This is a genomic window from Bradyrhizobium sp. JR4.3, assembly GCF_040547695.1.
GTDB classification, from domain to species: Bacteria; Pseudomonadota; Alphaproteobacteria; order Rhizobiales; family Xanthobacteraceae; genus Bradyrhizobium; species Bradyrhizobium canariense.
Map to the genome: position 1 here is coordinate 218267 of NZ_JBEPQF010000005.1, position 21954 is coordinate 240220.

Annotated in this window: 18 protein-coding genes and 3 pseudogenes; 12 read left to right on the forward strand and 9 right to left on the reverse strand. The window is 58.2% G+C overall.

The annotated features are described in order from the left end of the window. Positions 1-1026 precede the first annotated feature (1026 nt). Both ABIB91_RS11460 and ABIB91_RS11465 read left to right on the forward strand, forming a co-directional pair. Complete coding sequence (locus tag ABIB91_RS11460; protein ID WP_354167944.1) at positions 1027-1344, forward strand: transposase; 318 nt, start codon at positions 1027-1029, stop codon at positions 1342-1344. A gap of 199 nt (positions 1345-1543) precedes the next feature. Further along, positions 1544-2371, forward strand: a pseudogene (locus ABIB91_RS11465) (IS110 family RNA-guided transposase); the annotation flags it as partial. Positions 2372-2424: 53 nt separating this feature from the next. On the opposite strand, the gene ABIB91_RS11470 reads toward ABIB91_RS11465, so the two are convergent. Next, entirely contained in the window at positions 2425-3981 is a 1557-nt protein-coding gene (locus tag ABIB91_RS11470) for an ISL3 family transposase (protein ID WP_247547482.1), read from the reverse strand. A 141-nt stretch (positions 3982-4122) separates the two neighbouring features. On the opposite strand from ABIB91_RS11470, the gene ABIB91_RS11475 reads away from it, so the two are divergent. After that, positions 4123-5154 carry an IS110 family RNA-guided transposase gene (locus tag ABIB91_RS11475; RefSeq protein WP_354167947.1) on the forward strand — a complete coding sequence of 344 codons (1032 nt, stop codon included), beginning with the start codon at positions 4123-4125 and terminating at the stop codon, positions 5152-5154. Positions 5155-5512: 358 nt separating this feature from the next. Here the strand turns inward: ABIB91_RS11475 and ABIB91_RS11480 are convergent. Next, a pseudogene (locus ABIB91_RS11480) lies at positions 5513-5965 on the reverse strand (IS21 family transposase); the annotation flags it as partial. Between ABIB91_RS11480 and ABIB91_RS41700 the strand changes: the two are divergent. Together ABIB91_RS41700 and ABIB91_RS11485 are read left to right on the forward strand one after the other, a co-directional pair. Then, positions 5849-6133: a hypothetical protein gene (locus ABIB91_RS41700; protein ID WP_502916968.1), complete on the forward strand. Its 285-nt coding sequence runs from the start codon at positions 5849-5851 to the stop codon at positions 6131-6133. The pseudogene ABIB91_RS11480 and the gene ABIB91_RS41700 sit on opposite strands and share 117 nt — an antisense overlap. 248 nt (positions 6134-6381) lie before the next feature. Next, entirely contained in the window at positions 6382-6723 is a 342-nt protein-coding gene (locus ABIB91_RS11485; protein ID WP_354167950.1) for a hypothetical protein, read from the forward strand. Between the two features lie 184 nt (positions 6724-6907). Here the strand turns inward: ABIB91_RS11485 and tnpC are convergent, their stop codons facing one another. The 5 genes from tnpC to ABIB91_RS11510 form a co-directional block, all read right to left on the reverse strand. Continuing rightward, positions 6908-8464, reverse strand: coding sequence for an IS66 family transposase (tnpC, locus tag ABIB91_RS11490; protein WP_354167953.1), 1557 nt, complete (start codon positions 8462-8464; stop codon positions 6908-6910). Between the two features lie 128 nt (positions 8465-8592). Beyond that, on the reverse strand, positions 8593-8928 hold the full coding sequence (tnpB, locus tag ABIB91_RS11495) for an IS66 family insertion sequence element accessory protein TnpB (RefSeq protein ID WP_354168089.1): 336 nt from the start codon (positions 8926-8928) through the stop codon (positions 8593-8595). Between the two features lie 88 nt (positions 8929-9016). Next, positions 9017-9391, reverse strand: a complete 375-nt coding sequence (locus ABIB91_RS11500; protein WP_354253255.1) for a transposase — start codon at positions 9389-9391, stop codon at positions 9017-9019. A 220-nt stretch (positions 9392-9611) separates the two neighbouring features. Beyond that, on the reverse strand, positions 9612-10499 hold the full coding sequence (locus tag ABIB91_RS11505) for a hypothetical protein (protein ID WP_354167959.1): 888 nt from the start codon (positions 10497-10499) through the stop codon (positions 9612-9614). A gap of 23 nt (positions 10500-10522) precedes the next feature. Beyond that, a complete protein-coding gene (locus ABIB91_RS11510) occupies positions 10523-11821 on the reverse strand; it encodes a Swt1 family HEPN domain-containing protein (protein WP_354253257.1) in 1299 nt (432 codons plus the stop codon). A 419-nt stretch (positions 11822-12240) separates the two neighbouring features. Here ABIB91_RS11510 and ABIB91_RS11515 point away from each other — a divergent pair, with 419 nt between their 5' ends. Next, the gene (locus tag ABIB91_RS11515) at positions 12241-13905 is read left to right on the forward strand and encodes a VPA1262 family N-terminal domain-containing protein (RefSeq protein WP_354167965.1); all 1665 of its coding nucleotides are present in this window, start codon (positions 12241-12243) and stop codon (positions 13903-13905) included. After that, complete coding sequence (locus tag ABIB91_RS11520; RefSeq protein WP_354167968.1) at positions 13902-15350, forward strand: hypothetical protein; 1449 nt, start codon at positions 13902-13904, stop codon at positions 15348-15350. The genes ABIB91_RS11515 and ABIB91_RS11520 overlap by 4 nt, the downstream gene beginning before the upstream one ends. Before the next feature lie 32 nt (positions 15351-15382). Here the strand turns inward: ABIB91_RS11520 and ABIB91_RS11525 are convergent, their stop codons facing one another. After that, positions 15383-16081: a trypsin-like peptidase domain-containing protein gene (locus tag ABIB91_RS11525; protein ID WP_354167970.1), complete on the reverse strand. Its 699-nt coding sequence runs from the start codon at positions 16079-16081 to the stop codon at positions 15383-15385. Positions 16082-16260: 179 nt separating this feature from the next. Next, entirely contained in the window at positions 16261-16716 is a 456-nt protein-coding gene (locus ABIB91_RS11530) for a Fic family protein (protein ID WP_354167972.1), read from the reverse strand. Between the two features lie 480 nt (positions 16717-17196). Between ABIB91_RS11530 and ABIB91_RS11535 the strand changes: the two are divergent. From ABIB91_RS11535 to ABIB91_RS11555, 5 genes and pseudogenes are all read left to right on the forward strand, one after another. Continuing rightward, positions 17197-18314 (forward strand): annotated as a pseudogene (locus ABIB91_RS11535) (IS630 family transposase). 493 nt (positions 18315-18807) lie between these two features. After that, positions 18808-20223: a hypothetical protein gene (locus ABIB91_RS11540; protein ID WP_354167974.1), complete on the forward strand. Its 1416-nt coding sequence runs from the start codon at positions 18808-18810 to the stop codon at positions 20221-20223. 214 nt (positions 20224-20437) lie between these two features. Then, positions 20438-20896, forward strand: a complete 459-nt coding sequence (locus ABIB91_RS11545) for a DUF3768 domain-containing protein (RefSeq protein ID WP_354167976.1) — start codon at positions 20438-20440, stop codon at positions 20894-20896. Beyond that, positions 20874-21305 carry a YbgC/FadM family acyl-CoA thioesterase gene (locus ABIB91_RS11550; RefSeq protein WP_354127285.1) on the forward strand — a complete coding sequence of 144 codons (432 nt, stop codon included), beginning with the start codon at positions 20874-20876 and terminating at the stop codon, positions 21303-21305. Before ABIB91_RS11545 ends, ABIB91_RS11550 begins: the two co-directional genes overlap by 23 nt. A 77-nt stretch (positions 21306-21382) precedes the next feature. Continuing rightward, a complete protein-coding gene (locus tag ABIB91_RS11555) occupies positions 21383-21850 on the forward strand; it encodes a nuclear transport factor 2 family protein (RefSeq protein WP_007596408.1) in 468 nt (155 codons plus the stop codon). Positions 21851-21954: the final 104 nt, after the last annotated feature.

Below are 21954 nucleotides of genomic sequence, written 5' to 3' on the forward strand. Positions count from 1 at the left end.
TCCACCGCTCCAGTCTGGTGCCGCGTGGGTTTGTTGCTCCCATCCCCTATCCATCTAACACTGGCGAATGATTCGATGCCAAACCCGGCCACGAACGACAAGTGCACGTATCTGGTGCGGCGGCAGCGCTGCAGGCAACAAAGACGAAGTAAACTATTGATCACGTTGGTGGGCCCAGGCAGGACTCGAACCTGCAACCAGACCGTTATGAGCGGGAAGGGAGCCCGCAGAACACTGAAAACCCTAATGAAATTGGCGATGATTAGTCGCGTCTGTTCGCGCTTGGTTGCGCCGTAGTATTGGTTATCGATTGGTTGGCGGCCCCTATCGCCGAGGCCGAACGCCCCGAGGGCCCCGCCCCTCCCAACCGCGGCAATAAGCGCCTGTGCTGAGCAGAAATGCAGCGCATGTGGGCCAGTAAACGCCCGCTAAAGGCTCTGGTTCACTTTTATCATCGAGCACGAGCGAAGGGGGCTGGAAATGATCGCGGTGATGGGACTCACAATCGGCATGCTGCTTGGCATGATCTTTCGGGTGGTTTCAGACGTGCGCCGAGGCCCCGACTAACTTATTCCCGCCACAACCTTTGGTAAAAAAACCGATTGTAGCGATGAGGGAAGATGACCCACTGGACTGTTGAAACACGGTCTACCGCCCTAAGCGCTCGCGCCGACCACAGTATGTCGGCAAGCGGATCAGTGCGACGGTGGCCGATCATGGATCGAAGAGGGTCAGGTTCAAACCGGCTTCGACGATTCATTGTCCAATGTTACGCGCGAAGTGGATATCAGGGAATACGAACAGCGAACCGGTCATCCGCGTAGTCTCACGGTGATCTTCCCGTTGGGTGTGATCGCTGAATAGGACAAACGCCTGCCGACGACAATTAGCCACCTCCGCGCAGAAATTCGACGGACGACTAGCATAAAGCGCAGCTAAACATCGCAAATGCGATGCTACTGTACATTGAGCCTCCCCTAAATCAAATCGGTGGACACCTATAGCTTAGACAGCAAGAGGTGTCAGATGACGAAACGGCAGCGACGTTCTTATTCGGACGAGTACAAGCGGCAGGCAGTTGATCTGGTTTTGTCGAGCGGCCGCTCGGCGAAGTCGGTATCGAAGGAGCTCGGGCTTGACGGCTCCGTGCTGAGCCGATGGGTGGCGGAGCAGGGCACGGCGAGAGCCGGCGGCAGCGCCGTGGCGCCCACATCGCAGGCGGCGGTGCCGTCGGCGGACCAAGCTGACGTGATTGCGCGGTTGCAGCGGGAAAACGAACAGCTGCGTATGGAGCGCGACATTTTAAAAAACTGTCCAGAGCCGTTGCACGCCTGCGCGGGGTAGAAACGGCCTTGTGCTATTCTCTGCGGCAGGGAGGGTAGCGGCCGTCAGCTTATTGGAGGCGCAATCCCCGTTAAAAAACGTGGTCCATGGGTTCATGCGGGCTTGAGAGTGGTGACGCCGCTCCGGCGACGATCCCGATTAGGAAGATGACGATTGGCATAACCCAGACCCTCCTGCTCACGATTGAAGGGAGGATGCTATGCCCAAGACGACGACTGATAACCGCCCGGAGTTGAAGCCGGTCAACTCTGGTGCCGCAGCCATCGACATTGGTTCGAAGATGCACATGGCCGCGGTGAACCCGGCCAGCGTGGACATCCCGGTGCGCACGTTCGGGACGTTCACTTCAGACCTGCATGATCTGGCGGACTGGTTTAAGGCTTGCGGCGTGACCAGTGTTGCGATGGAATCGACTGGGGTCTACTGGATCCCGGTCTACGAGATCCTAGAGCAGCGCGGCTTTGATGTCATTCTGGTCAATGCGCGGTACGCCAAGAACGTGCCCGGACGCAAAACCGATGTGAGTGATGCCGCGTGGTTGCGCCAGCTTCATTCCTACGGCCTGTTACGTGGCAGCTTCCGACCTGATACCGAGATTGCGACCCTGCGGGCCTATCTGCGCCAGCGGGAGCGGCTTGTGGAATATGCTGCCGCCCACATCCAGCATATGCAGAAGGCCCTGATGGAGATGAACCTCCAACTCCATCATGTCGTCTCGGATATCACCGGTGCGACGGGCATGCGGATCATTCGCGCCATTGTTGGAGGCGAGCGCAATCCCGACGTGTTGGCAACCTACCGGGACGTCCGGTGCCATTCTTCGACTGAGACAATCCGCGCAGCACTGGTTGGCAACGACCGGGAGGAACATGTCTTCGCCCTGACTCAATCGTTGGAACTTTACGACACCTATCAGGCAAAGATGTTGGATTGCGACCGCAAACTCGAAGTCCTAATCGCAGGGCTGAGCCCCAAAACGGAAAAACCTGTCGCAAAGCTATCCAGAGCACGCATCAAGACCAAGCAGGTTGTCAATCGGCGTTCGACTGGGGCTCTGACGCAATTTTGGTGCAGCACTGGTCATGTGGCGCCGATTAGCCGAGCCTGTAGCAAGTCGAGCTTGGCGCGTCCGTACATTTGGCGTTTGACCAGTTTGAGCTTGGTGATCTGGCCCTCGGTCTGTCCGTTGGACCATGACGTCGCGATCGCTGCGCTGACAGCGGCCTTGTCCTTGATGACGCCATTGGCGAAGGACATGACGAGGCTTGCGCGCGCTCGTTCCAACCATGGTTCAAGCTCTACGTGAGCCTTCTTGCGGATCATCGCATGGAAAGCGGCTATGATCTCTCGAGCTTCCACCAAAAGAGGAACGCCTTGCTCGATCGCCGCAATGGTGACGGTTTCTGACTTTGATAGCGTATCGCGGCCATTGGTCATCAGGCGAGCGATCGTTCTCGCGGATGGTACGCGCTGCAGGCTCTGAGCATCGGGCATTTCGGCACGTCGACGGCGTGTCGTCCATTCGGTAACGACCCGCAGCGAGCCTCTAAATCCCTGCGCCTTGAGGCAACGCCAAAGGTCGGCGCCATTACAACGGCCAGCAGTCCACTGAGCGTCGAGCCACGGCAGGTAGTGCTCGAGCGAGCTCTCGCGCACCCTGAACACGTCGGATCGCTGACCGCGCAATACCCTGCGGATGAGGCCCCGGCTATGGCCGGTGAGCCGTACGATCTCCTTTATGGAGATGCCCGTCTCAGCCTGTTTGAGGATTGCCGCGTTGGTGTCTTCTCGCCGAAGATAGCCCTCATATTGAATGCGCTCGGCGGCGGTCAACAAGCTGGGATTTATGGTGGCGGAGCCGACCGCGATGCGGACCTGGCGCATGGATTTGCGAACCGCATCCAGGAAGGCGTGGCTGGCGTTCTCCATGAGGTGCCAACGGTCGGCGACCTGGGTGGCGTGCGGGAGTGCCTTGACCGCAGCAAGGGCGTAACCACCGCCGCGGTCGCGCGCGACCACAGCGATCTGTGGCTGGCCCGCGAGCCAGGCCTGCGCAGTGGCTGGCTCTCTGTCGGGTAAGAGAGTGATCGGTCGTCGCCGCTCGAGGTCGCAGATGATCGTTCCGTACCTCTGATTGCGCCGCCAGGCCCAATCGTCGATTCCGATCACGCTCGGCGGAGCAAAGGGCGGACACCCGCGCCTTCTAACCACCCGAAGCAATGTGTCGTTGCTTACGGGCAGCATAAGTCGACGGGCAAAACTCGCCGCCGGGCGGCCCCCCAAAGCAAGGCCAAGGTGATGGACGATTAGATCGAGCCGGGTCGTTCGCCGCGCCCACGGTGCCAGAGCTCCGTCATCGAAGCGCTCGGTGAAAATGCGCCGATCGCACAAAACAGAAACGCAGCGAAAGCGGCGCGCCACGACCACCAGGCGAACCTGCCGCCCCGCCAGCGGCAGATCAGTGAGGCGCCGCTGATATCGGCTATGAATCCTCTCTGAACTGGTCCCGCAACCGGGACAGAGACTCGTCCTGCTCGTGGGATGTACGGTGATCACGGTTGTAGCGCCACTACAAAAGGCGCTTTCCACGTCAAATCCGCGAGGGACCAAGACCGACGGACGTAGGGCTCGCTGCATCATATTGATTCCTTTGTGAAACCAACGCGAGCCGGCGCCTGAACTTCATCAAAAGTGATGGTGTGGAACGGCCCTTCGAACCGGCATCAAAAGTGCCTAACGTGGTCGCGTAGAGAGGCGCCACAAAGGAAGGACCGTTCCATGGAGAAGATTATCACGGTGGGTTTGGATTTGGCCAAGTCGATCTTTCAAGTTCACGGCATCGCCGAAAACGGGAAAGTCTTGGTTCGTCGCACATTGCGGCGATCGCAGGTTCTGCCCTTCTTTCGGAGCCTTCCAGCCTGCTTGGTAGGTATGGAGGCCTGTGCGAGTGCCCATCACTGGGCACGCGAGATCGCGGCGCTGGGCCACGCTGTCCGCATGATGCCGCCAGCCTACGTGAAGCCTTACGTCAAACGAAACAAGACCGACGTGGCGGATGCTGAAGCCATTTGTGAGGCGGTCACCCGCCCGACAATGCGGTTCGTACCGGTGAAGACTGCCGAACAACAAGCGGCCAGCATGATTTTGCGAACGCGAGAGCTGCTGATGAGGCAGCGCAGCCAGACTGCAAATGCCCTACGTGCTCATATGGCCGAATTGGGCATTATCGCCGGCACAGGCATGGCAAGCATCGCAAAACTCCTGGTGCTTCTCCGGGACGAAAAAGACAATAGGATTCCCGGCCCCGCTCGCTTTGCCCTGATTCTATTCGCTGAACAGATTGAGCTGCTTACAACCCGCATAGAGAAGCTCGACAGAGAGATTTTGGTTGCCGCCAGAAAGGACCCCGATGCAAGGCGTCTGATGAGCATTCCGGGTGTCGGTCCTCTCATCGCCGCTACCGTTCGGACATCGGTTTTGGATGCTCGCAATTTTGCGACTGCACGAGATTTTGCGGCTTGGACGGGGCTCACACCGAGGGCACAGTCGAGCGGCGGAAAAGAAAGGCTCGGCGCGATATCAAAGCGTGGAAATCGGCAACTACGGACGCTCTTGATCGTTGGTGCGACCTCTATCATCAAGCTTGCTAAACGAGGCTTGAAAGTCCCACTCTGGATTCGGACCATGCTGCAAAGACGGCCGGTCAAGGTCGTATCGGTCGCGCTCGCCAATAAGATTGCGCGCACGATCTGGGCCTTGCTGGTCAGAGGCGGCATCTATCAGGCGCCGGCCGCAATGCTGAAAACCTAATCTTAAGAGCTCTCCGGCGGAAGAAGAAAGCTGCCGAGGAGGCAAGGTGCAAATCTGGATGAACCCCGAATGACGTCATTCCCGGTAGCAATCAGACCGCCTGACTCACTGCGCTTCGAGCGCGAGAAATTGATTGGGCGATTGCTTCCGCGGATATCATCGTGGCCAGCGGCCAGGCGCCGCTTCACAGGCCGAACATATGACCGCACCGTCTTCCCTTGTTCAACCAGAGAAAGATCTTGCAGCCCGGGCCGTTCCACATATGAGTCAGAGCCCTTATTCCATGCCGAAACACAGCCGTGAAGGCCGAGCGCGTGAAGTTGATCGAGAGTCGGATGCGTGAGCAAGGCACGATCTCCTAATTGTAGTAGCGCGGTCCGCGGATGTTGGGATGGAGGATCGGCGGATCGTCCGCGGTGCGCTTGGGTGAAGGACGCCGATCGAGATTGTTGGCGAGGATCGATTTGACCGAGCCGTAGGTGCGCGCGCCGATGTCGATCGCTCGCATGGCAGCCGCATCAAGCCGCTCCTGCCCGTAGGATCGGGCGAGCCGGATGATGCCGAGGCAGGCGCGGAAGCCCTGCTCGGGGTGTGCGCGCTCATCGAGGATCAGGTCGCATAGCGCCGCGGTGGCTGGCCCGATCGTGGTGGCGTCCTTGCGGATGCGCTCGATGGTCCAGCCGGCGTAGCGCCGATGACTGGACGCCATGTGCTCCGGCACGGTCGTGTGCTTGTGGTTGCCGCTCATGCGCTGATGCGCTGCGATCCGCTCGCCCTTGTGGAAAATCTCGACGGTGCGGGCAGTGACCCGTCAAACAGCGTCGCCGAGTTGGTCGCGCTTGTCAGTAGGGCGAGCGGCACGAGCGGAAGCGCAATTGATTGCGTAAAGAAGAATTTTGAGGGGCTGCGAGCGACGGGGCTTGAAGATGCCGCCGTTACTGAGCTTTGGGAGACCATATTGGCCTATAACCAGGGGTAGCACTTGAAGCGGATGGTTATCGATACGAACGGCCTCAAGTCGGACGAGCTGAAGGAATACCTATCCGATCCGTCTAATGTCGCCGTTCTCCCTGACTTTGCAATACCGGAAACGCTGAAGATCGGCGACGCGAAGGGAATTTCAGAGCGACCTGCGCCGAACGCCCGAAGCAGATCAAGGTATTGAAGCCAACGTACTCTGTAGCTGGGCTCCGTTCACTGCGACGAAGCCGAGGGCTGCAGCGGCGATTGGTAGACAAGAAGCAGACAGCATTCTTCAAAACGTTTTGTGGCAAGGTGGAAGGTGCCAAGGATGGTGATCAACTATTGCAGAAGCAGTTGAAAAGCAGGTGCGAAGCCGCCTCGTTCGACCTTGAGAAGATTGTCAAGAATCAAGAAACGTTTACGGCTAACCTGGCTGAGCATGCGAAGAACTATACCGAGGCAGAACTAAAGATTTTGCGAAAAGGGGAGCCGATAAAACCTGAGCTTTTCAGCAAGATAACAGGCCATATCTTCGACCTGCTCCTTTTGGCTGCTCGCTACGCACCCTTACTTCAAAAAACTGCCAGATTTCAAGACTCTCCCTAATGCCTTCCCGTTTCGCTATGCTGTGGCGGGTTATGTCGGCGCCCTTCGTTGCATCAAAGAGGGGGGTGCCAATGGCGCGTCGGCGGAAAATATCGGCAGCCAGATGGTGGATGCCATGTTCGCAACGTACGCCACGTACTTTGACGGCATCCTCACAAAAGATCGTAAGCGCTCAGCCGGGGCCCTATTGAGCCTGGCTTGACGCCTTGCGGAAGCGCCACGGCATGAGGTCGCCGATTCTGCTATGGGGATGGCCGTCGATGATCGCCTCGAGTGTTTCGGCGATGTAGGCGGCCGGATTGACGTCGTTGAGCTTGCAGGTGGCGACGATCGACGCCAGCAAGGCCCAGTTTTCTGCCCCGATTTCATGACCGGCAAAGAGAGCATTTTTTCTGGCCAAGCAGACTGGCCGGATGGCGTTCTCGACCGGGTTGGTGTCGAGCTCGAGACGTCCGTCTTCGAGGAAGCGGGTCAGCCCCTGCCAATGATTGAGGGCATAGCGGATGTCCTCGGCGAGCGTCGAACCGCTGGAGATCATTGACAGCTGTTTCCCGAACCACGGCTTTAACGCGGCTACCATGGGCAGCAAGTGCTCCTTGCGCGCGACCAACCGGATGTCTGGCGACGAGCCGCGCACCATGGCTTCGATGGCGTAAAGCTGTGCGATGTGCCGAACGGCGGCATGTGCGATCGGCGATTTGCTGTTCCGGGCCAACTTGACAAAGCGTCGGCGCAAGTGACTCCAGCAATGCACGAGCGTCCATGGCCCTTGCCGTCGAGCGACTTCGGTCAGTCGGTCATAACCCTCATAGGCATCGAATTGCAGGAAGCGTCCGCTGAAGCCATCCAGGAACTTCTCAGCGAAGGCACCGCTGCGACCGGGGGCATATCGGAACAGCACGATCGGTGGACATGGGCCGCTGTGGCCGCGGTCGTCGGAGACGATCGCCCAGAAGTAGCCCTTGTTCGTTTGGCCCCGCCCGGGATCGAGTACTGGGGCCGTGGTTTCGTCCATGAACAGACGATCCGCGATGGCCAGGCGGCGGCACATGTGGTCTGCGATGGGCTGAAGATGGAAGCAGGCGCGGCCGGACCAGTTGCCCATTGTCGCCCGATCAAGGCGGATGCCCTGGCGCGCATAGATCTCGGCCTGACGGTAAAACGGCGTATGGTCGCCAAACTTGGAGACGATCACGTGCGCGATGGCCGCTTCGGTCGGCAGCCCGCCGGGCACGACGTGCTCCGGTGCGTGCGCCTGCACGACGGTGCCCGAGCAGCGGCGACAGATATATTTCGCGCGGCGCGTGACCAACACCCGCCATTGCACTGGGATCACATCGAGGCGTTTGCTGACGTTCTCGCCAATCTTCGTCTTGGCGCCGCAACCCCACGGACAGAGCGTGCTCGCAGGTTCGATGATCCGTTCCACTCGCGGCAAATGGGCAGGCAAGCAGCCGGGACTGCGATGAGAACCTTGATCCGGCGCGCTCCGCGACCGACCCTGGATCACCGCCTCGGCTCTTTCCTGCGCGGCGTCCAGGATGCCTTGTGCGGTCTCCACGTCTTCGAGCGGCAAATGATATTGATCTGATCGTAGCTTCTCGGAGTTTGCGCCGAACTTGTCGCGTCGCAATTCGCCGAGAATGTGAAACGCCATCCGGAACTGCCCCCTCAGTTTTCCATGGCGCGCGACACCGAGAATGACCTCCAGCCGACGCCGCGCTTCCTCCGACGCCGCCAATGCCCCCTGATGCTCGCTCTAGGTCGCTTGCGTTTGCGCCACAAGCGCTTTCAGTTTTTCATTTTCGTCGCGCAGCGCCGCGATGCTCATGGGCTATTTCGAGCACATCGTCGCCGCGCATGCCACGTTCAAAATAGCTTCCGAGTCATTCTGCCGCAGTCATCCCGCCGCTTGCGGGCGTCGCGCTTCCTCCGGGCGGACCAGCCTCCATCCAGACCCTCGAATAAGGCCGCGAACATCGCCGGCGACATGCGCATCGCGCCGTCCGCGATCGCTGGCCAAACGAACTTGCAACCTTCGAGGCGTTTGTGCACCAACACCAGGCCCGTTTGGTCCCAGACCAAAATCTTGATCCGGTCCGCTCGTTTCGATCGGAACACGAAGGCTGCGCCACTGAATGGGTCGAGACGACACATCTCCTGCACCTTCGCCGCAAGCCCATCATGGCCACAGCGGAAGTCGATCGGCCGCGTTGCAGATCTTCAGATCAGCACCGGCCGCAATCATCGTGACGCTCGCAGCGCGCGGATCACCCGGGACAGCTGTTCGGCATCAATGGCCGTATCCGTTCCGCAGCACGACATCACCGATCGCGATCTCAAGCTTGATCGCCGGAGTCTGACGCTCCTCCAACGCAGCTTCCACGACCAGCGGCGCGAATGTCGGCGGGGACGCCCCGCACGGCGGCAACATGCCTCGCTGTCGAAACCGCCGCCGCCAATCGTAGATCTGCCAGCGCGTCGCTCCGTGCTTGCGCGCAACCTCGGACACCTGGGCACCGGGCAACAGACTCTCGGCGACGATCCGAGCTCTCTCAGCTTCCGAACGCACGCGGCGCCCCGACGGTCCTTCAAGAACTTCCAGCCGGCTCACCAACCGCGCCGATGGGCCGTCCGAATGGACGTCCTTTTCGCTGTCCAATCCCATCACAAACCTCCGTCCAAGCCGGAGGCTTCTTCGCATAGTTATCCATATCCCGAAGCAAGGGTTCCGGCTAAGCGCTTACAAAAGATCGCCGCTGCCAGGAGATTTACGACGCCACCAGCGATGTTCTCAAGGTGCTGCGAAGGGGGTTCACGAAGCTGGAAGCCGACGGATGGCAGATCGTGAACCCTGCCAAAGCCGGGGAGGCGACAGCTAGGGTAGATTAAGCCAGATCGGAAGGAATCTCTGAAACCGTATTGTCGGCGCGAAGGACACCAGCTTTGATTAAGACTTCGCGATACAAGCCGATAAACTGGCTTACAAGGCCCCATTCCTTACTAGGCATTTCTGCGCCGATCAGAATGACGAGGACCCAGAGCAGGTCGTGATAAGTCTGCTTAAACATGCCGATGAGTTCTTCGAGAGAATCGTCCATAACAATTTGGCCCCACGCATCAGTCGCGTAGAGAAGCTTGTTTCGGTAGTCGGCCCGTTCGAGCAAGAACTGCTTTAGCGTGAGGTTGCGGCTATCTCGGATGTTCTCCTCTAAGTCCGCCAGCAAGGATGGGATAACATCGTCACCATAGGTTTCGTCCTGAGAAATCATGACGGCAAGAGGGGTATGCCGGAAGATCTCCTCGCCCTTTGCCCCGTAAATCGACAGTTTGATGCTCGTCCCATCGATTACGGGTTTGGCGCTCCAACTGATGAACTCAAGGCCGCCTGGTGAAAAGTTCTTGAGCATATCTCCCAGGATGAAGCGAAATTGCGCAATCACCGGATAGACCGACAGCTTGACGACGTGGTTCTTGAATTTGCGAACAAAGTCTCTGTGTTCAGGGAACTTGTCATCGTTGAGCTTGAGCCACTCAAAGATTGCGACGACTAATTCTTCTTCAGCTGCAATCAGCCTAACGGCACCCGTTTCCTCATCAAGGCCGATCAAATCCGAGGCTCGGTTGTAGTGCGTGAGAGCCCTTGCGACTCGCGAGATTACTTTGGTTGGTGCATGGGCGAAGAGAAACGCGATGATGTCCTCCCCGACCAGCTCATCGAAAGCCGTCGTTTCGAGCGTCTTCGTTTCGGGTTTGGTATCTATGGATTCTGACATGAACGAATGCTTGGCAGGGGCAATTAGAAGTAGCCAATGGCCCTCAGCAGCCGCCGCACTTCCAGGTTAAGCAGCATATGCTCTTCGGAGGTCAGGATGCGCATGTGCGCCACTACGATGCGAATAGGGCGCAGGCGGTTGAACGCTTCACGTACGGCTTCCTGGCGCTTGAACGTCTCCTTGAAGCAGTCGCGCCAGTTAGCGTTGCCCAGGATAATGTCGTTGTAGTCGGCAAAGTCGGCATAGTGGATGATGGGCTGTTCAGGGCGTCCCTCCGCTATCTCCTTAGCTTTTCTCTCTTGCCACTGTTCGTACATGCCGCTCGGTAGGCGTTGCTCCCAGCGGGGGTGCACTGCCTGGAGTCGGCTGACGATGAAGGCGCGTAGCCGGGTCTCCAGGATATAGATCCAGTCATATCCTTTGCGATTGCCTTCCGGGACGTCCTCACTTGGTGGGGGCGCCAGATCTGCATGGACGGTGCCGAGGCTGATGTTGGTGGCGGCCAGTGTCGCATCGAAGCTCTGAGCCGGGAAATCCGTAAGCTCCGTGTTGAACCCTTGGCTCACATAGGCCGCAACCCGTGCGTCCGGATCGTCCAGCATTGCGGTCGGATCGAGGATGGTATCGCGCCAGTCGCCCAGGTCGACGCGGAGGCTCCTGACGAGCCCTGCATTGAACGGGGGCGCAATGTTGACCGCTGCGCCGATCGTGGATAGCTCGGCAATGGCGCGGGCGGAGTGCAAGCTGTCCTGAAGCTTGATGATCGGCAACGATAGCTTAGAGAGCTGGTCGAACTGTCGTGTGATTTCAGCGATGCCTTGCAGTGGCCGGCTTGCTGCGCTCACCATCTCGCTGATCCGTGTCCAGTCAGCCTGGTTTGCTACGCGGAATTGGTCGTTGAACATGCGTGCGTTAATTTTCACGCTTTCTAACGCTTCAGAAATCTGTTGAGCACTTGAGAAGCTCGTGCCGACGGGCGCGAGGGTGTCAGAGATTATGCGGGCGGCCTCGGCAAACCGTGAGGTTACGCTATTTACCCCAAATACCTCGTGGAGCTGTCTGGCACTGGCCACGCTGGCGTTGATTTGATCCAGCGGGCCTGTGATGCCTCGAATGGTTTCCGTGAGGCGTGAACCTATGCTGGCGGCTTCAATGAGCTTCCGTGTGTTATCGATGTCTCTCATTGCATTGGCCAGCGCAGAGCTCTCAGGGGAAAGATATTTCTGCAGTTCCATGGCCGTCGTTGCTCGACGCATCATGTCGAGCTGGTCCAATAGCTCAGCACTGGAATGGCCAGGGAGGGGGTCGTAGGGCGACTTCATGAGTCGGAGTTTGAGCCTGAGTCTGGCGCAGGTCAATCAAGCGGCCAAAACGGAGGCGCAGTTACCGGGTTTGGTTATTTGCGGCTAGCTCAGGGGGGGCACAGCTTGGGTGGCTGAGCGGATAGCCAAGGCGATAGCAGATATTCTCTCCCAGTCGGTGGCTCGTCTAAGTTGATTAATTGTGTGATCTATGTCACGTTCGGGTAGCTCACGTGGGTCAGCAGTGCGTCCGAGCCAACGATCCGGTTATGATTGCAGCCATCGCTCTCTCCCATGGCGTTAGGTGCACTGTCACCGCAATCTCGTAATGCCAAAATCACCAAAATCACCAAAGTCGATTGTCGAGCAAAATGAGCCACGCGTTACGCCCTACTAAAGAAGAGTTAGCAAAGGTGCGTGGGGTGTCTTTCGCGAATGCCATGGCGGGGATCACGAAAATAACAGTGCCGGGCGTAGTGGGGTTTCACACGCATTTCGAAATTACAGAGATATTTGAGTTCTCTAATACGACCCGCAAGGCAACCAATGTATTCACGATCATGGTGGCTGAAGAACACGCGGCCGACACCAGTGAGAGCCCGGTTTGGCTCGGCAAGCGCATGCACCTGCCTCACTTCAAGGACTCCTTTTTCGGCGTTCGCAGAACTGTAAAGCCGATTGCGGCTATACTGCCTCGTCTCAGCGACATCATTGATGGTAGTTGGCGGTCCTCAAGCGACACCATAGAACTCGGCGAGATGGGGGCGGGTGCACCTGCATTCGTGCCACCGGACAGTTCATTCGATGTCCCTTGGAACAGGCTGCTTAAAAACAATTTCGATAACGGGTCGCATATATTCGAATTTTTCGACCAGACTAAGCAAAGCTTACGTCCGTTCTTCGATACGCCTCGGTTACTATTAGACCTCTCCGCCAAAATCATGGAGCGTGTGCCGATCCGTATCGGTAGCATGTCGGATAAGCTAGGCAATATCGTCGTTCAGATACCTGTAAGCATCGTGTTGGCACGCTTTGCTCAGTTGCCTGCATCGGGAGATACTCACGTTACCCTTGCTTGGCACCCTAGTGCGACGCCGCGTCCATTGCGGGCGGTAAGCGCAACGGAGTTCGATAACGTCATCGACGGATATGCATCGCAAGACATCGCCTCGCCTCAAGCCACCTTGCCAACGGCGGCAGGCGATGGACAGATGGAGAGCTACCTCTGGGATGACCATGAAGGTATCCTTCTCGCGGCCCAGGGCCGCACAGGATTCATCAGGCAGATCAATTTTGGCATTCATACAGTATCAAGGAATGCGGAGCCTCGGGCCTTCAAGATCAGGGATGACGAGGGAAAATATCAGCTCGTAGAGATTCCTGTTTCAAGTGCGATCAATTCTACGGTTGGTCCGCTCACCGATCAGCGCGCCTTTGATTGGACGCGCGCGCGCATCTACCGCGAGGAAAATGCTCGCCTTCTTCAGGAAAGCTTGTTCAAGCAATATACGCCCGGAGAGGCGTCGTCATCTCATATGCATGAAGCGGCACTCGAGGATATACGTCGGCTAATCAACCGTCACGGTCGGCACGGTGCCTGGCTGTGGGACCCGTATCTTTCCGCCCATGACGTTCTAAAGACCCTGTTCTATTGCACGCACAGTGGAGCCGACCTGCGTGCCTTGACGGCGGCAAACGAGCCATTGCCGTCTGTTCGCACGAAGCCGACCGTCAGATCCCTCATGCTCCACGCTCTTGCGGTCCTTCACGCTAAAGTGCCGTATCTGCGGCCACCGCCCCCACTAAGCTTTGCTGAACGTCAACGGCAGGAACTCAAGGCCGCCGAATCGAATGATATTGGCCTTCGCTTTGAGTATCGAATGAAGGCAGGCCAGGAGGGTTGGCCCTTTCACGACCGATTCCTTATCTTTCCAAAAGAAGATGGTAGCGCGCTCGCATGGTCCCTGGGGATCTCCGTGAATCAGATTGGGCGCTCACACCATATTCTGCAGCGTGTTGATGATGGCCGTCGCATCATGGATGCTTTCCTCGACCTATGGGATGAATTGACGAGGTCCGAGCATCTGATCTGGAAAACTCTATGACCCATCCTGTTTTGGCGGACGTTCTGGCCGACGCACGCAGGGCGGGCTCTGCTACGGGCCCGAGAGATTTGTTGGCAGCCCTTGCAGGCATCAATCGACCAATGGACTTGCTGACCAGCTGGGATGCATGCGAGACGCTATGTAGCTCGTTTAGTGGCGAGTACAGCTTTATTCAGCTCGCCAGGGTGGCCGGGGTAAGGCCCTGTGCAGCTGATATGGAGAAATGGAGCGCGCTTTTACGGTGGATGGTTGAAGAACTGACAGGCTGGAGTCCGGCGGGCGACCCGCATCAACGGACACTTGCTACCGTTTTTGTGGCCGGGGCAATGAGCGACATCGACCATGAGCTATGGAAACTCTTGTCGAACCCCTTTGCGGCGAATCATCATCTCGTCGGAATACTGCAAGCCATACTTCGATCATGCAGCGTAACCATCGATGTTTCGCAAGGTACCCGATCTCCGATTTCCACAAAGGCCGCCGTGGAACGTTTGGCAGTCGCCAATGCGACGAAGGATTGGAAGGGGATCGACGAATGTCTGGATGGTTTCGGTGACTACATTTCTGCATCGCTTCTTCAAGCGCAGGCCACCCGTATTCTTATGCGATGCGGGCAAAATGACCTGCTGAGTGTTATCTCGGGAATTGACGAGGCTCTTCTTGCCGTCTCGTTTGTAAATGCTGTTGCTGATGAAGAGTCCTGTCTCACGCTGGCAGTTGCGTGTTCAAGTCCGTATTTTGAATTTGCCGTACTTCGGAGCGCTGTATATCGCGGCGGCCAGCCGACGCTTACAGTCCATGGGCTGGATGCATTACTCTTAAAAATGTCGGCTGAACCGAGCCGGTGGTGTACGCTCATGGATGTTTTCAATCGCTATCCGGTTCGGTATCCTCGACTACAGGAAGCGCTCGGTGCGGCTCTTGCGGGCGTCTCGTTGGGGGCGATGGAGTCATATATCGCTGCTATCCAATTAAATGATGTCGCGTTAAATGACGTAGGTAGAGAGAATGTAGCTACTTGCTTGCGTGCATTTCAAGCGCGTGCCAATCGCAGCCAACGCGAGGCCATGTGGCAATTGGCCTATGATCGTTGGTCGACATGGGGGTTCGATCGATCCGATCCCAGTGCTCATCTGCAAGAAATACGGGCGTCGCTCCTCGATTATGCGGTTGTCGGATATGCCATCGAATGCCTCGGGCCGAAAGCAGCGATACAGGCACGCACAGATATCGTGACGAAAGCCCTTAGCCTGCATCAGAACTGGTACGGCTCGTCATCGGAGATAATTACGGATTGGAAAAGGTCCTTGTCGTTGCTTCAGCCGTTTGCGCATGCCGAGTATGTTCTCGCAAACAGTCAAGAGGACTGGTTGTGCAAGACGAGGATGTATCTCCCAACCGACTCACAGACTGATTATCTCAAATTGAAGTATCGTATGCCGTGACAGCTTTGGTTCGACGAGCCGCGTATTCATGGCTAACGCCAAACTTCGCCGCCCTTGACCTTGAAGCTGATAGCTTCCGCGTAAGGTTGAATGACCTCGCTGGGAATCGCATAGGTGATTGGCATTGATTGGCCTGCCGTCTCAAGGCCGCTGGTCACCATGCCGAGAATGGTGCCTGAGGTCGGATCGCAGACGACTCCACCGCTTATGCCCCCCATCGAAATCGTGCTGATCTGGATGAGACGTGTCTCGGTTTCCTTGGTGGCCGGGATAATTGCGCTGACAATGCCGTCGTAGAAGGTCGGTTGGACGATGCCTCGATTAGTCGAGAGGGCCAGGAACATATCTTTCCCCAATGGATAGCCGCCTATAAGCACGCGGTCGCCGACTCCCAGTTGCGTGGAGTCTCCCCAAGTTACGGGGGGAACGTCATAGGGAATCGCGTCATCGCCGACCGCCGTGCTGATCAAGATACCGATATCGACATCAGGATTTCCCCTTTGGATGCGGGGATCGACGAAGCTGAACTGACTTTCAACGGGCCAATAGCCCTTGACCCATACGCCATCCGCGCGTTGATGCGTCGTTTGGATGTACGAATGGCCCTCTTTTACTTTGAGAGCTTCACAGACGTGCCAGCACGTCACCAGTTTTCCGCGCCCAACCTGGAAAGCCGTGCCCTGAATGTCCATCAGGTACTTTTCGTAGTCCGGCTCGCCTAGCGCAGCCATGATTCCGGCGTCCCGCGACGGCAATCGCCCTGGGAAATTGCCCCGGGCAGAACGGAACGGGCAAGAGTAGCCACAGGTGTCTGGCGGCCGAAAGAGGACCAGGGGATTTTTGAAAAGCGCTCTCGCAAAGTGTCCGTCATGCCGTAACTGCCGGTCCCGTGTAGAGGCGCGGAAACCACCTATCGACGACAGCGAGAGGGAAGCCCAGTCGCACAGCCGAGCGCGAGGTCGGAGAGACCAGGAAGCCTTTTGCAATAAGGGAGTTGAGGACCGTTCTGGCTTGGCGTTGCTGGTAGCCGGTAAGCTCGGGGGCTTTGCGGTGCCGAGCCGAAGTCAATCTTTCGCTGCACATCGATGTGAGCGCGGGCTTCGAGCTGGAGGTTGCGTTTCTCGGGCTCGGCACTGTAGTCCCCGGCCAGGGCGCGATCGATGTCGACCGGGTGGGTATGATGCCCCTCGATGAGGTTGCTGTAGTAGCAGTTCATCGACCGGACGAGGTCGCCGATGGCCTGCTGGATGACGGGGTGAAGGCGGCCCGCCAAGGCGTTGCCCTTGGCAACGAGGTCGGTGGCGAGGTCTGAGAGAGCCTTGTTCTCTTCGGGGAAGAGGGGCTCCATAGTGACGGGGGAAGTCAATTTTGCCGCTTTCTTTGCCGGTTAATCTCCGTATATTACAATAGCTTGTTGCCGCTTCTTCTGCCGGTTGGCAATTCAATTCGGAGGAGAGGGGAGGGTGCTGTCGCTTCCCGGAAGGACAAAGCTTCGGGCCCGATGAGCTCGGTAGCGAGCGATAACAAACCCCTCGCGCCCAGCTGGGAGGGTCGTCAAGGCGTTTGCCTAAAAGTGTGACATATGTCACATTCGGGTATATCTAAAGTGCTAATTTAGCACATATTCTAGCACAAAAATATTTTCATGGCGGTTTATGTAGAAATATCAGTTCATTAGTCCTATCGTTGGGCGGCTCATAACCTGAAGGTCATAGGTTCAAATCCTATCCCCGCAACCAGTACCCACTAGACTCTAGTGTCCTGAGTCACAAGTTCGCAATCATAGATTCGCAGTAGATTCGCGTCGCCGTGCCGGGGATGGAGGCTAGCAGCGACGGAGGATCTGATGGCGGTCCAGCAACTTGCACCCCTGACATTGAGCGATGAAGAGCGTGCCCAACTGAGGTCGCTGACGATGCGGCGGAAGACGGCGCAGGCGCTCGCTCTGAGAGCCCGGATCGTGCTGACCTGCGCGGAAGGCGGTCAGAACAAGGAAGTGGCGGCCAAGCTGGGCCTGGACCGATCGACGGTAGGCAAGTGGCGGCGGCGTTTTGTGGAGCGGCGCGTGGACGGGCTGCACGACGAGCCGCGCTCCGGGGCGCCGCGTTCGGTTGACGATGCCCGCATCGAAGCCGTGATCGTGAGGACGTTGGAGAGTTGCCCCGAGAACGCCACCCATTGGAGTTCCCGCGACATGGCGAAGGCCAGCGGCCTGTCGGTGTCGACGGTGCAACGCATCTGGCGGGCCTTCGGGCTCCAGCCGCACCGGATGGAGACGTTCAAGCTCTCGACCGATCCAAACTTCGTGGCCAAGGTGCGCGACGTTGTGGGCCTCTACGTCTCGCCGCCGGAGCACGCCATCGTTCTATGTGTGGATGAGAAGTCCCAAATCCAGGCGCTGGACCGCAGTCAGCCGATGCTGCCGATGCGTCCCGGCCAGCCGGCCCGAAGAAGCCATGACTACACAGGCACGGCACCACATCGCTGTTCGCCGCCCTCGACATTGCGAGTGGACGGGTCATCGCCAAGTGCTATGGACGCCACCGTGCTGCTGAGTTCCGCAAGTTCCTCGACGAGATCGAAGCTGCCGTGCCGCGTGAACTCGACGTTCATCTCGTCATGGACAATTACGCTACGCACAAGACCCCAATGATCCGGAGATGGCTGGCTAAACGGCCGCGTTGGCACGTGCACCTGACCCCGACCAGTTCGTCATGGCTCAACCAGGTCGAGCGCTTCTTCGCGCTCCTCACCGACAAGAAGATCAGGCGCGGCAACTATCGAAGCGTCGCCGCTCTCAGGGCTGACATCACTTCGTTCATCGAACGACACAACGCCAATCCAAAACCGTTCCGATGGACTAAGTCCGCCGATGACATCCTTGCTTCCATCGAACGCTTCTGCCGATACAATGCCCCCGCAAAACACGACCCAATGTCGCGAACTTCTGGTTCAGGACACTAGGCGGTTATCGTCAAGGCGGTACATGAAGGGGTGTCCACGGAAGCCGCCGCGCAGTCGGCGGACGTGAAGAAGCCTGCGATGGCGGAGGCCGCCGAGCGGTTGCCGGCCGACAGGGTTTGGTTGCCGCAGGTATTGCGTCTACCACATCGGACGCCGGCATCACACGGCGCATGATTTTAGACTGAGCAAGGGGCCAGGCCGCGCACGCGGCCTTAAATTCCCAAGGTTCAGCGCCTACCATCGCGTCCGCAAATCTTTCGTCGAATGCGCCACGGCCGGATTGACTTCCCTGCCTACGCGCAGCAAGTTACAACCTTTACGGGCAGCATCGAGCCTGCCTAATGTATTGAACAGTTTTACATTCGTTCGGGACGTGGGACCGGGGGGCCTCACCTTGCGTACAATTTTGCTTGCTACTGCCTCGGGGCTAGTTGTTTTTGCATGCGCCGCCAGTGGCTGCGTGCAAATCCCGCGCCGAGATGGAATCGCTGCCGTGGACGTCAATGCTGTCGTCAAACGGATTAAGTGCGACCTTAACAGGGCTGTTCTGGATAAGGCGTACACTCTCTTTCCGGAAGAAAAGCTACCCGAACGGCGGCAGCCCTTCCTCTTTTTGCGCTCGTGGGCCGCCAAGATTCGACTGACGGTCGCCATCGACGATAGCTTCCAGATCAATCCGGGGGCCTCGTATACGCAGCCACTCCGTACGGTGAACAACGTCGCCCAAACCTTCACGATCGGCGCGGGAGGTGGCTTGACGACGCAAGCGATCAGGCAGGAGGACGTAGAGTTTCTTATGTCCTTTAAGGATCTCGATGCGGAGAACGACAGCGGACGTTTGAAAACCGGGCTCTACGACTTCTGTCGTCCGGAGCCCGGATTGCTGCTTGAGAGCGACCTGGGTCTAGACCGTCTCATTGACGCGGCTCTTAAGCCCGTCGAGACCGGCGTCTTGCGACCAGGCAACAATTTTGGACCGGGCGCGTCGCCGCCTCCTGCCATTCCCAAACTGGACCTCCCGACAATCGTTGCCGAACGGCGAAAGGTCGATCCGAAAGCCATACCTGAGGATTCCATACGAACGATTGCGGCCCAGTCCGAAAAGATGAGGCAATTCTCAACTCAGCTCATTCAGAAATTCAACATTCCTGACCTGGCGGATAAGACCACCCAGGAACTGAAGGAGACACCGTCGCCGAAGAATGAAAGCGCGGAACGGATCAAACAGATTCTTGCGAACTCGGCCGAAGCCACCCGCATCGAGACGAAGACGCAGGCCATCATAAACAATGTGGTGAAGCCTCGTTACAGTATTGCGCAGGGAGCGCTCGACGGATCGTGTCTAAAGCCGGTCGCTGAAGCGCAATTTGAGGCCATTGCACAATCAGCCAACGTTTCGACGTTCGTAATCAACATCGACAAAGCAGCCGAACTCGCTTCCGACCGGCCGACTGCCGCACCGCCATCCAAAGCCGACGAGGAAAGATTGAAAGAAGCCGCAGAGCAATCCGCGGCTGATCTTAAAAAATTGATCGAGGCCCGCGACAAGGTCATCGTCGCCACCAATACGATGAGAGATGCCATGCTCACCTGTTTGGTCGAGACCAAGAAGATTCAAGAGGCAAAGAAGAGAGAAGGCCCGGCGGTCTTCGATCCGGTGTCAACCATAAGTGAAACAGTCAATTTCTATATAACACTGACGGGAGGCGTCACACCGACCTGGAAATTGGTGCGGGTGACCGCACCCACCTCCGGAAATTTCCTTTCAGGCACGCGCAAGGATACAAATACTCTGATCCTAAGTATGGGGCGCCCCACCCCTGGGTCCAGCGCCGGACCTACGTCCGCCATTGACCAACAGATTCTCTATTCGATCCTCGGACAGGCGATCCCGGCATCGAGGCCGTAGAACCATTTCGCTCGTGCTGGCTTACCATCGCGACGGAGAGCGTCGTGGATAGCCACGATGGCCAGCATCGCAGCGATAGCGCCGATAGGTGAACCTTGTTCACGGACGACTGCTTACTTGGCATGACCCTCTCGCGAGAAGGTGGAAGGACCACCGGGGTCACGCCTGAGTCACAAAACATCCTCGGATGAGTGCCCCGCGAGAACGTCTGATCGTGATCGAAGCGCTGAAACCAACGGCGGACGAGACCGCCACCCGCATGCCAAAGACGGGAGCCCTCGGGCGGAGCCTCCTTGCCTGCCCGCTCGGTCCTGCCGCCCTCGAATTCTCCCGACCAGCCGCGATGGCGCAGCCGATAACAACGGGAGAAACTCAAATGCTCAACGACACCCAAACCGATAAAATCCGCAGCCTTAACGACAGTCTCCGGCGCAACCTGTCATTGGCTGTAACGTCCTGCTTACCCCGGGGCATGACCTGCCTCGAACCGAATCGTCTGGCCGAGTTGCTCGAAGCGGTGCGCAGGTTCGACAGCTTCACGCGGGATAACGATCCGCACGGCGAGCACGACTTCGACGCCATTGACGGGAATCCCGAAGGTGCTGCGGGTCGCGCTGGAAGGGACGTAGAAATCTACGGTTGTTTACGCTATAGCCCTCCAACGCCCCAATGAAATCAAGGCGCTGTGTTGCGATTTCGGCAAGCCAGAGTTTTCCGGCATCGTCTATCACGCCAACTATTTGCGCTTCATGGAGCGCGGACGGACCAATCATCTGCGGCTGATGGGCGCCGAGCAGCAGGCATTGTTCGAGCAGGCCGAGGCGGAAGACACAAGCTTCGCCTTCGTGGTGCGCTCGATGCATCTGGATTTCCTCAAGCCTGCCCGGATGGACGACGTGCTCGATGTCGTGACTTGGCCGGTCGCGGTAAAGGGCGCCTCGATCATGCTGGCGCAGGAGGTGCGGCGCGGGGAAAACGTGCTGGTCAAAGCCGAGGTACGCGTCGCCTTCATCAGCGGCGGCCGCGCCCAGCCGATCCCGAAATCGATCCGCGCCTTGATGAAGGCTGATCTGATTTCGTGATCGGGCGATAGCGGGCGGCCCCTCGACTCCCCCGCGCGCGGCGATAGATTGCACTCCCGCCAACCGATGAGGTCCTCATGTCGCGCCCGCCGCTTCCGCCCTTTACCCGTGAGACCGCAGCGCAAAAGGCCCGCATGGCCGAGGATGCCTGGAATTCGCGCGACCCGGTGCGCGTCTCGCTCGCCTATACCGAGGACAGCCGCTGGCGCAATCGCTCCGAAATGTTTCAGGGGCGTGAAGCCATCGTCGCATTCCTCACCCGCAAATGGGAGAAGGAGCACGACTACCGCCTGATCAAGGACCTCTGGGCGTTCGACGAAAACCGCATCGCCGTGCGCTTCCAGTACGAATGGCACGATGCGAGCGGCCAGTGGTATCGCTCCTACGGCAACGAGCAGTGGGAGTTCGACGAGCACGGCCTGATGCGGCGGCGCGAAGCGTCGATCAACGACGTGGTGATTACGGAGAAGGACCGGCGGTTTCACTGGCCGGCACCGGGGCCGAGGCCGGCGGATGTGGCGGGGTTGGGAACCGATCCGTTCTGAGATTTCAAGCCTCATGGTGAGGAGCCGCGAAGCGGCGTCTCGAACCATGCGGGCCCCCGTTGCTGTAGCGGGGCCTCGATCCTTCGAGACGCGCGCAAATGGCG

What these genes read in the sequence shown, in the direction of transcription:
- ABIB91_RS11460 (WP_354167944.1), top strand. Translation starts at nt 1,027, where the DNA reads ATGACGAAACGGCAGCGACGTTCTTATTCGGACGAGTACAAGCGGCAG.
- ABIB91_RS11470 (WP_247547482.1), bottom strand. Translation starts at nt 3,981, where the DNA reads ATGCAGCGAGCCCTACGTCCGTCGGTCTTGGTCCCTCGCGGATTTGAC.
- ABIB91_RS11475 (WP_354167947.1), top strand. Translation starts at nt 4,123, where the DNA reads ATGGAGAAGATTATCACGGTGGGTTTGGATTTGGCCAAGTCGATCTTT.
- ABIB91_RS41700 (WP_502916968.1), top strand. Translation starts at nt 5,849, where the DNA reads ATGACTGGACGCCATGTGCTCCGGCACGGTCGTGTGCTTGTGGTTGCC.
- ABIB91_RS11500 (WP_354253255.1), bottom strand. Translation starts at nt 9,391, where the DNA reads ATGGGATTGGACAGCGAAAAGGACGTCCATTCGGACGGCCCATCGGCG.
- ABIB91_RS11505 (WP_354167959.1), bottom strand. Translation starts at nt 10,499, where the DNA reads ATGTCAGAATCCATAGATACCAAACCCGAAACGAAGACGCTCGAAACG.
- ABIB91_RS11510 (WP_354253257.1), bottom strand. Translation starts at nt 11,821, where the DNA reads ATGAAGTCGCCCTACGACCCCCTCCCTGGCCATTCCAGTGCTGAGCTA.
- ABIB91_RS11515 (WP_354167965.1), top strand. Translation starts at nt 12,241, where the DNA reads ATGGCGGGGATCACGAAAATAACAGTGCCGGGCGTAGTGGGGTTTCAC.
- ABIB91_RS11520 (WP_354167968.1), top strand. Translation starts at nt 13,902, where the DNA reads ATGACCCATCCTGTTTTGGCGGACGTTCTGGCCGACGCACGCAGGGCG.
- ABIB91_RS11525 (WP_354167970.1), bottom strand. Translation starts at nt 16,081, where the DNA reads ATGGCTGCGCTAGGCGAGCCGGACTACGAAAAGTACCTGATGGACATT.
- ABIB91_RS11555 (WP_007596408.1), top strand. Translation starts at nt 21,383, where the DNA reads ATGTCGCGCCCGCCGCTTCCGCCCTTTACCCGTGAGACCGCAGCGCAA.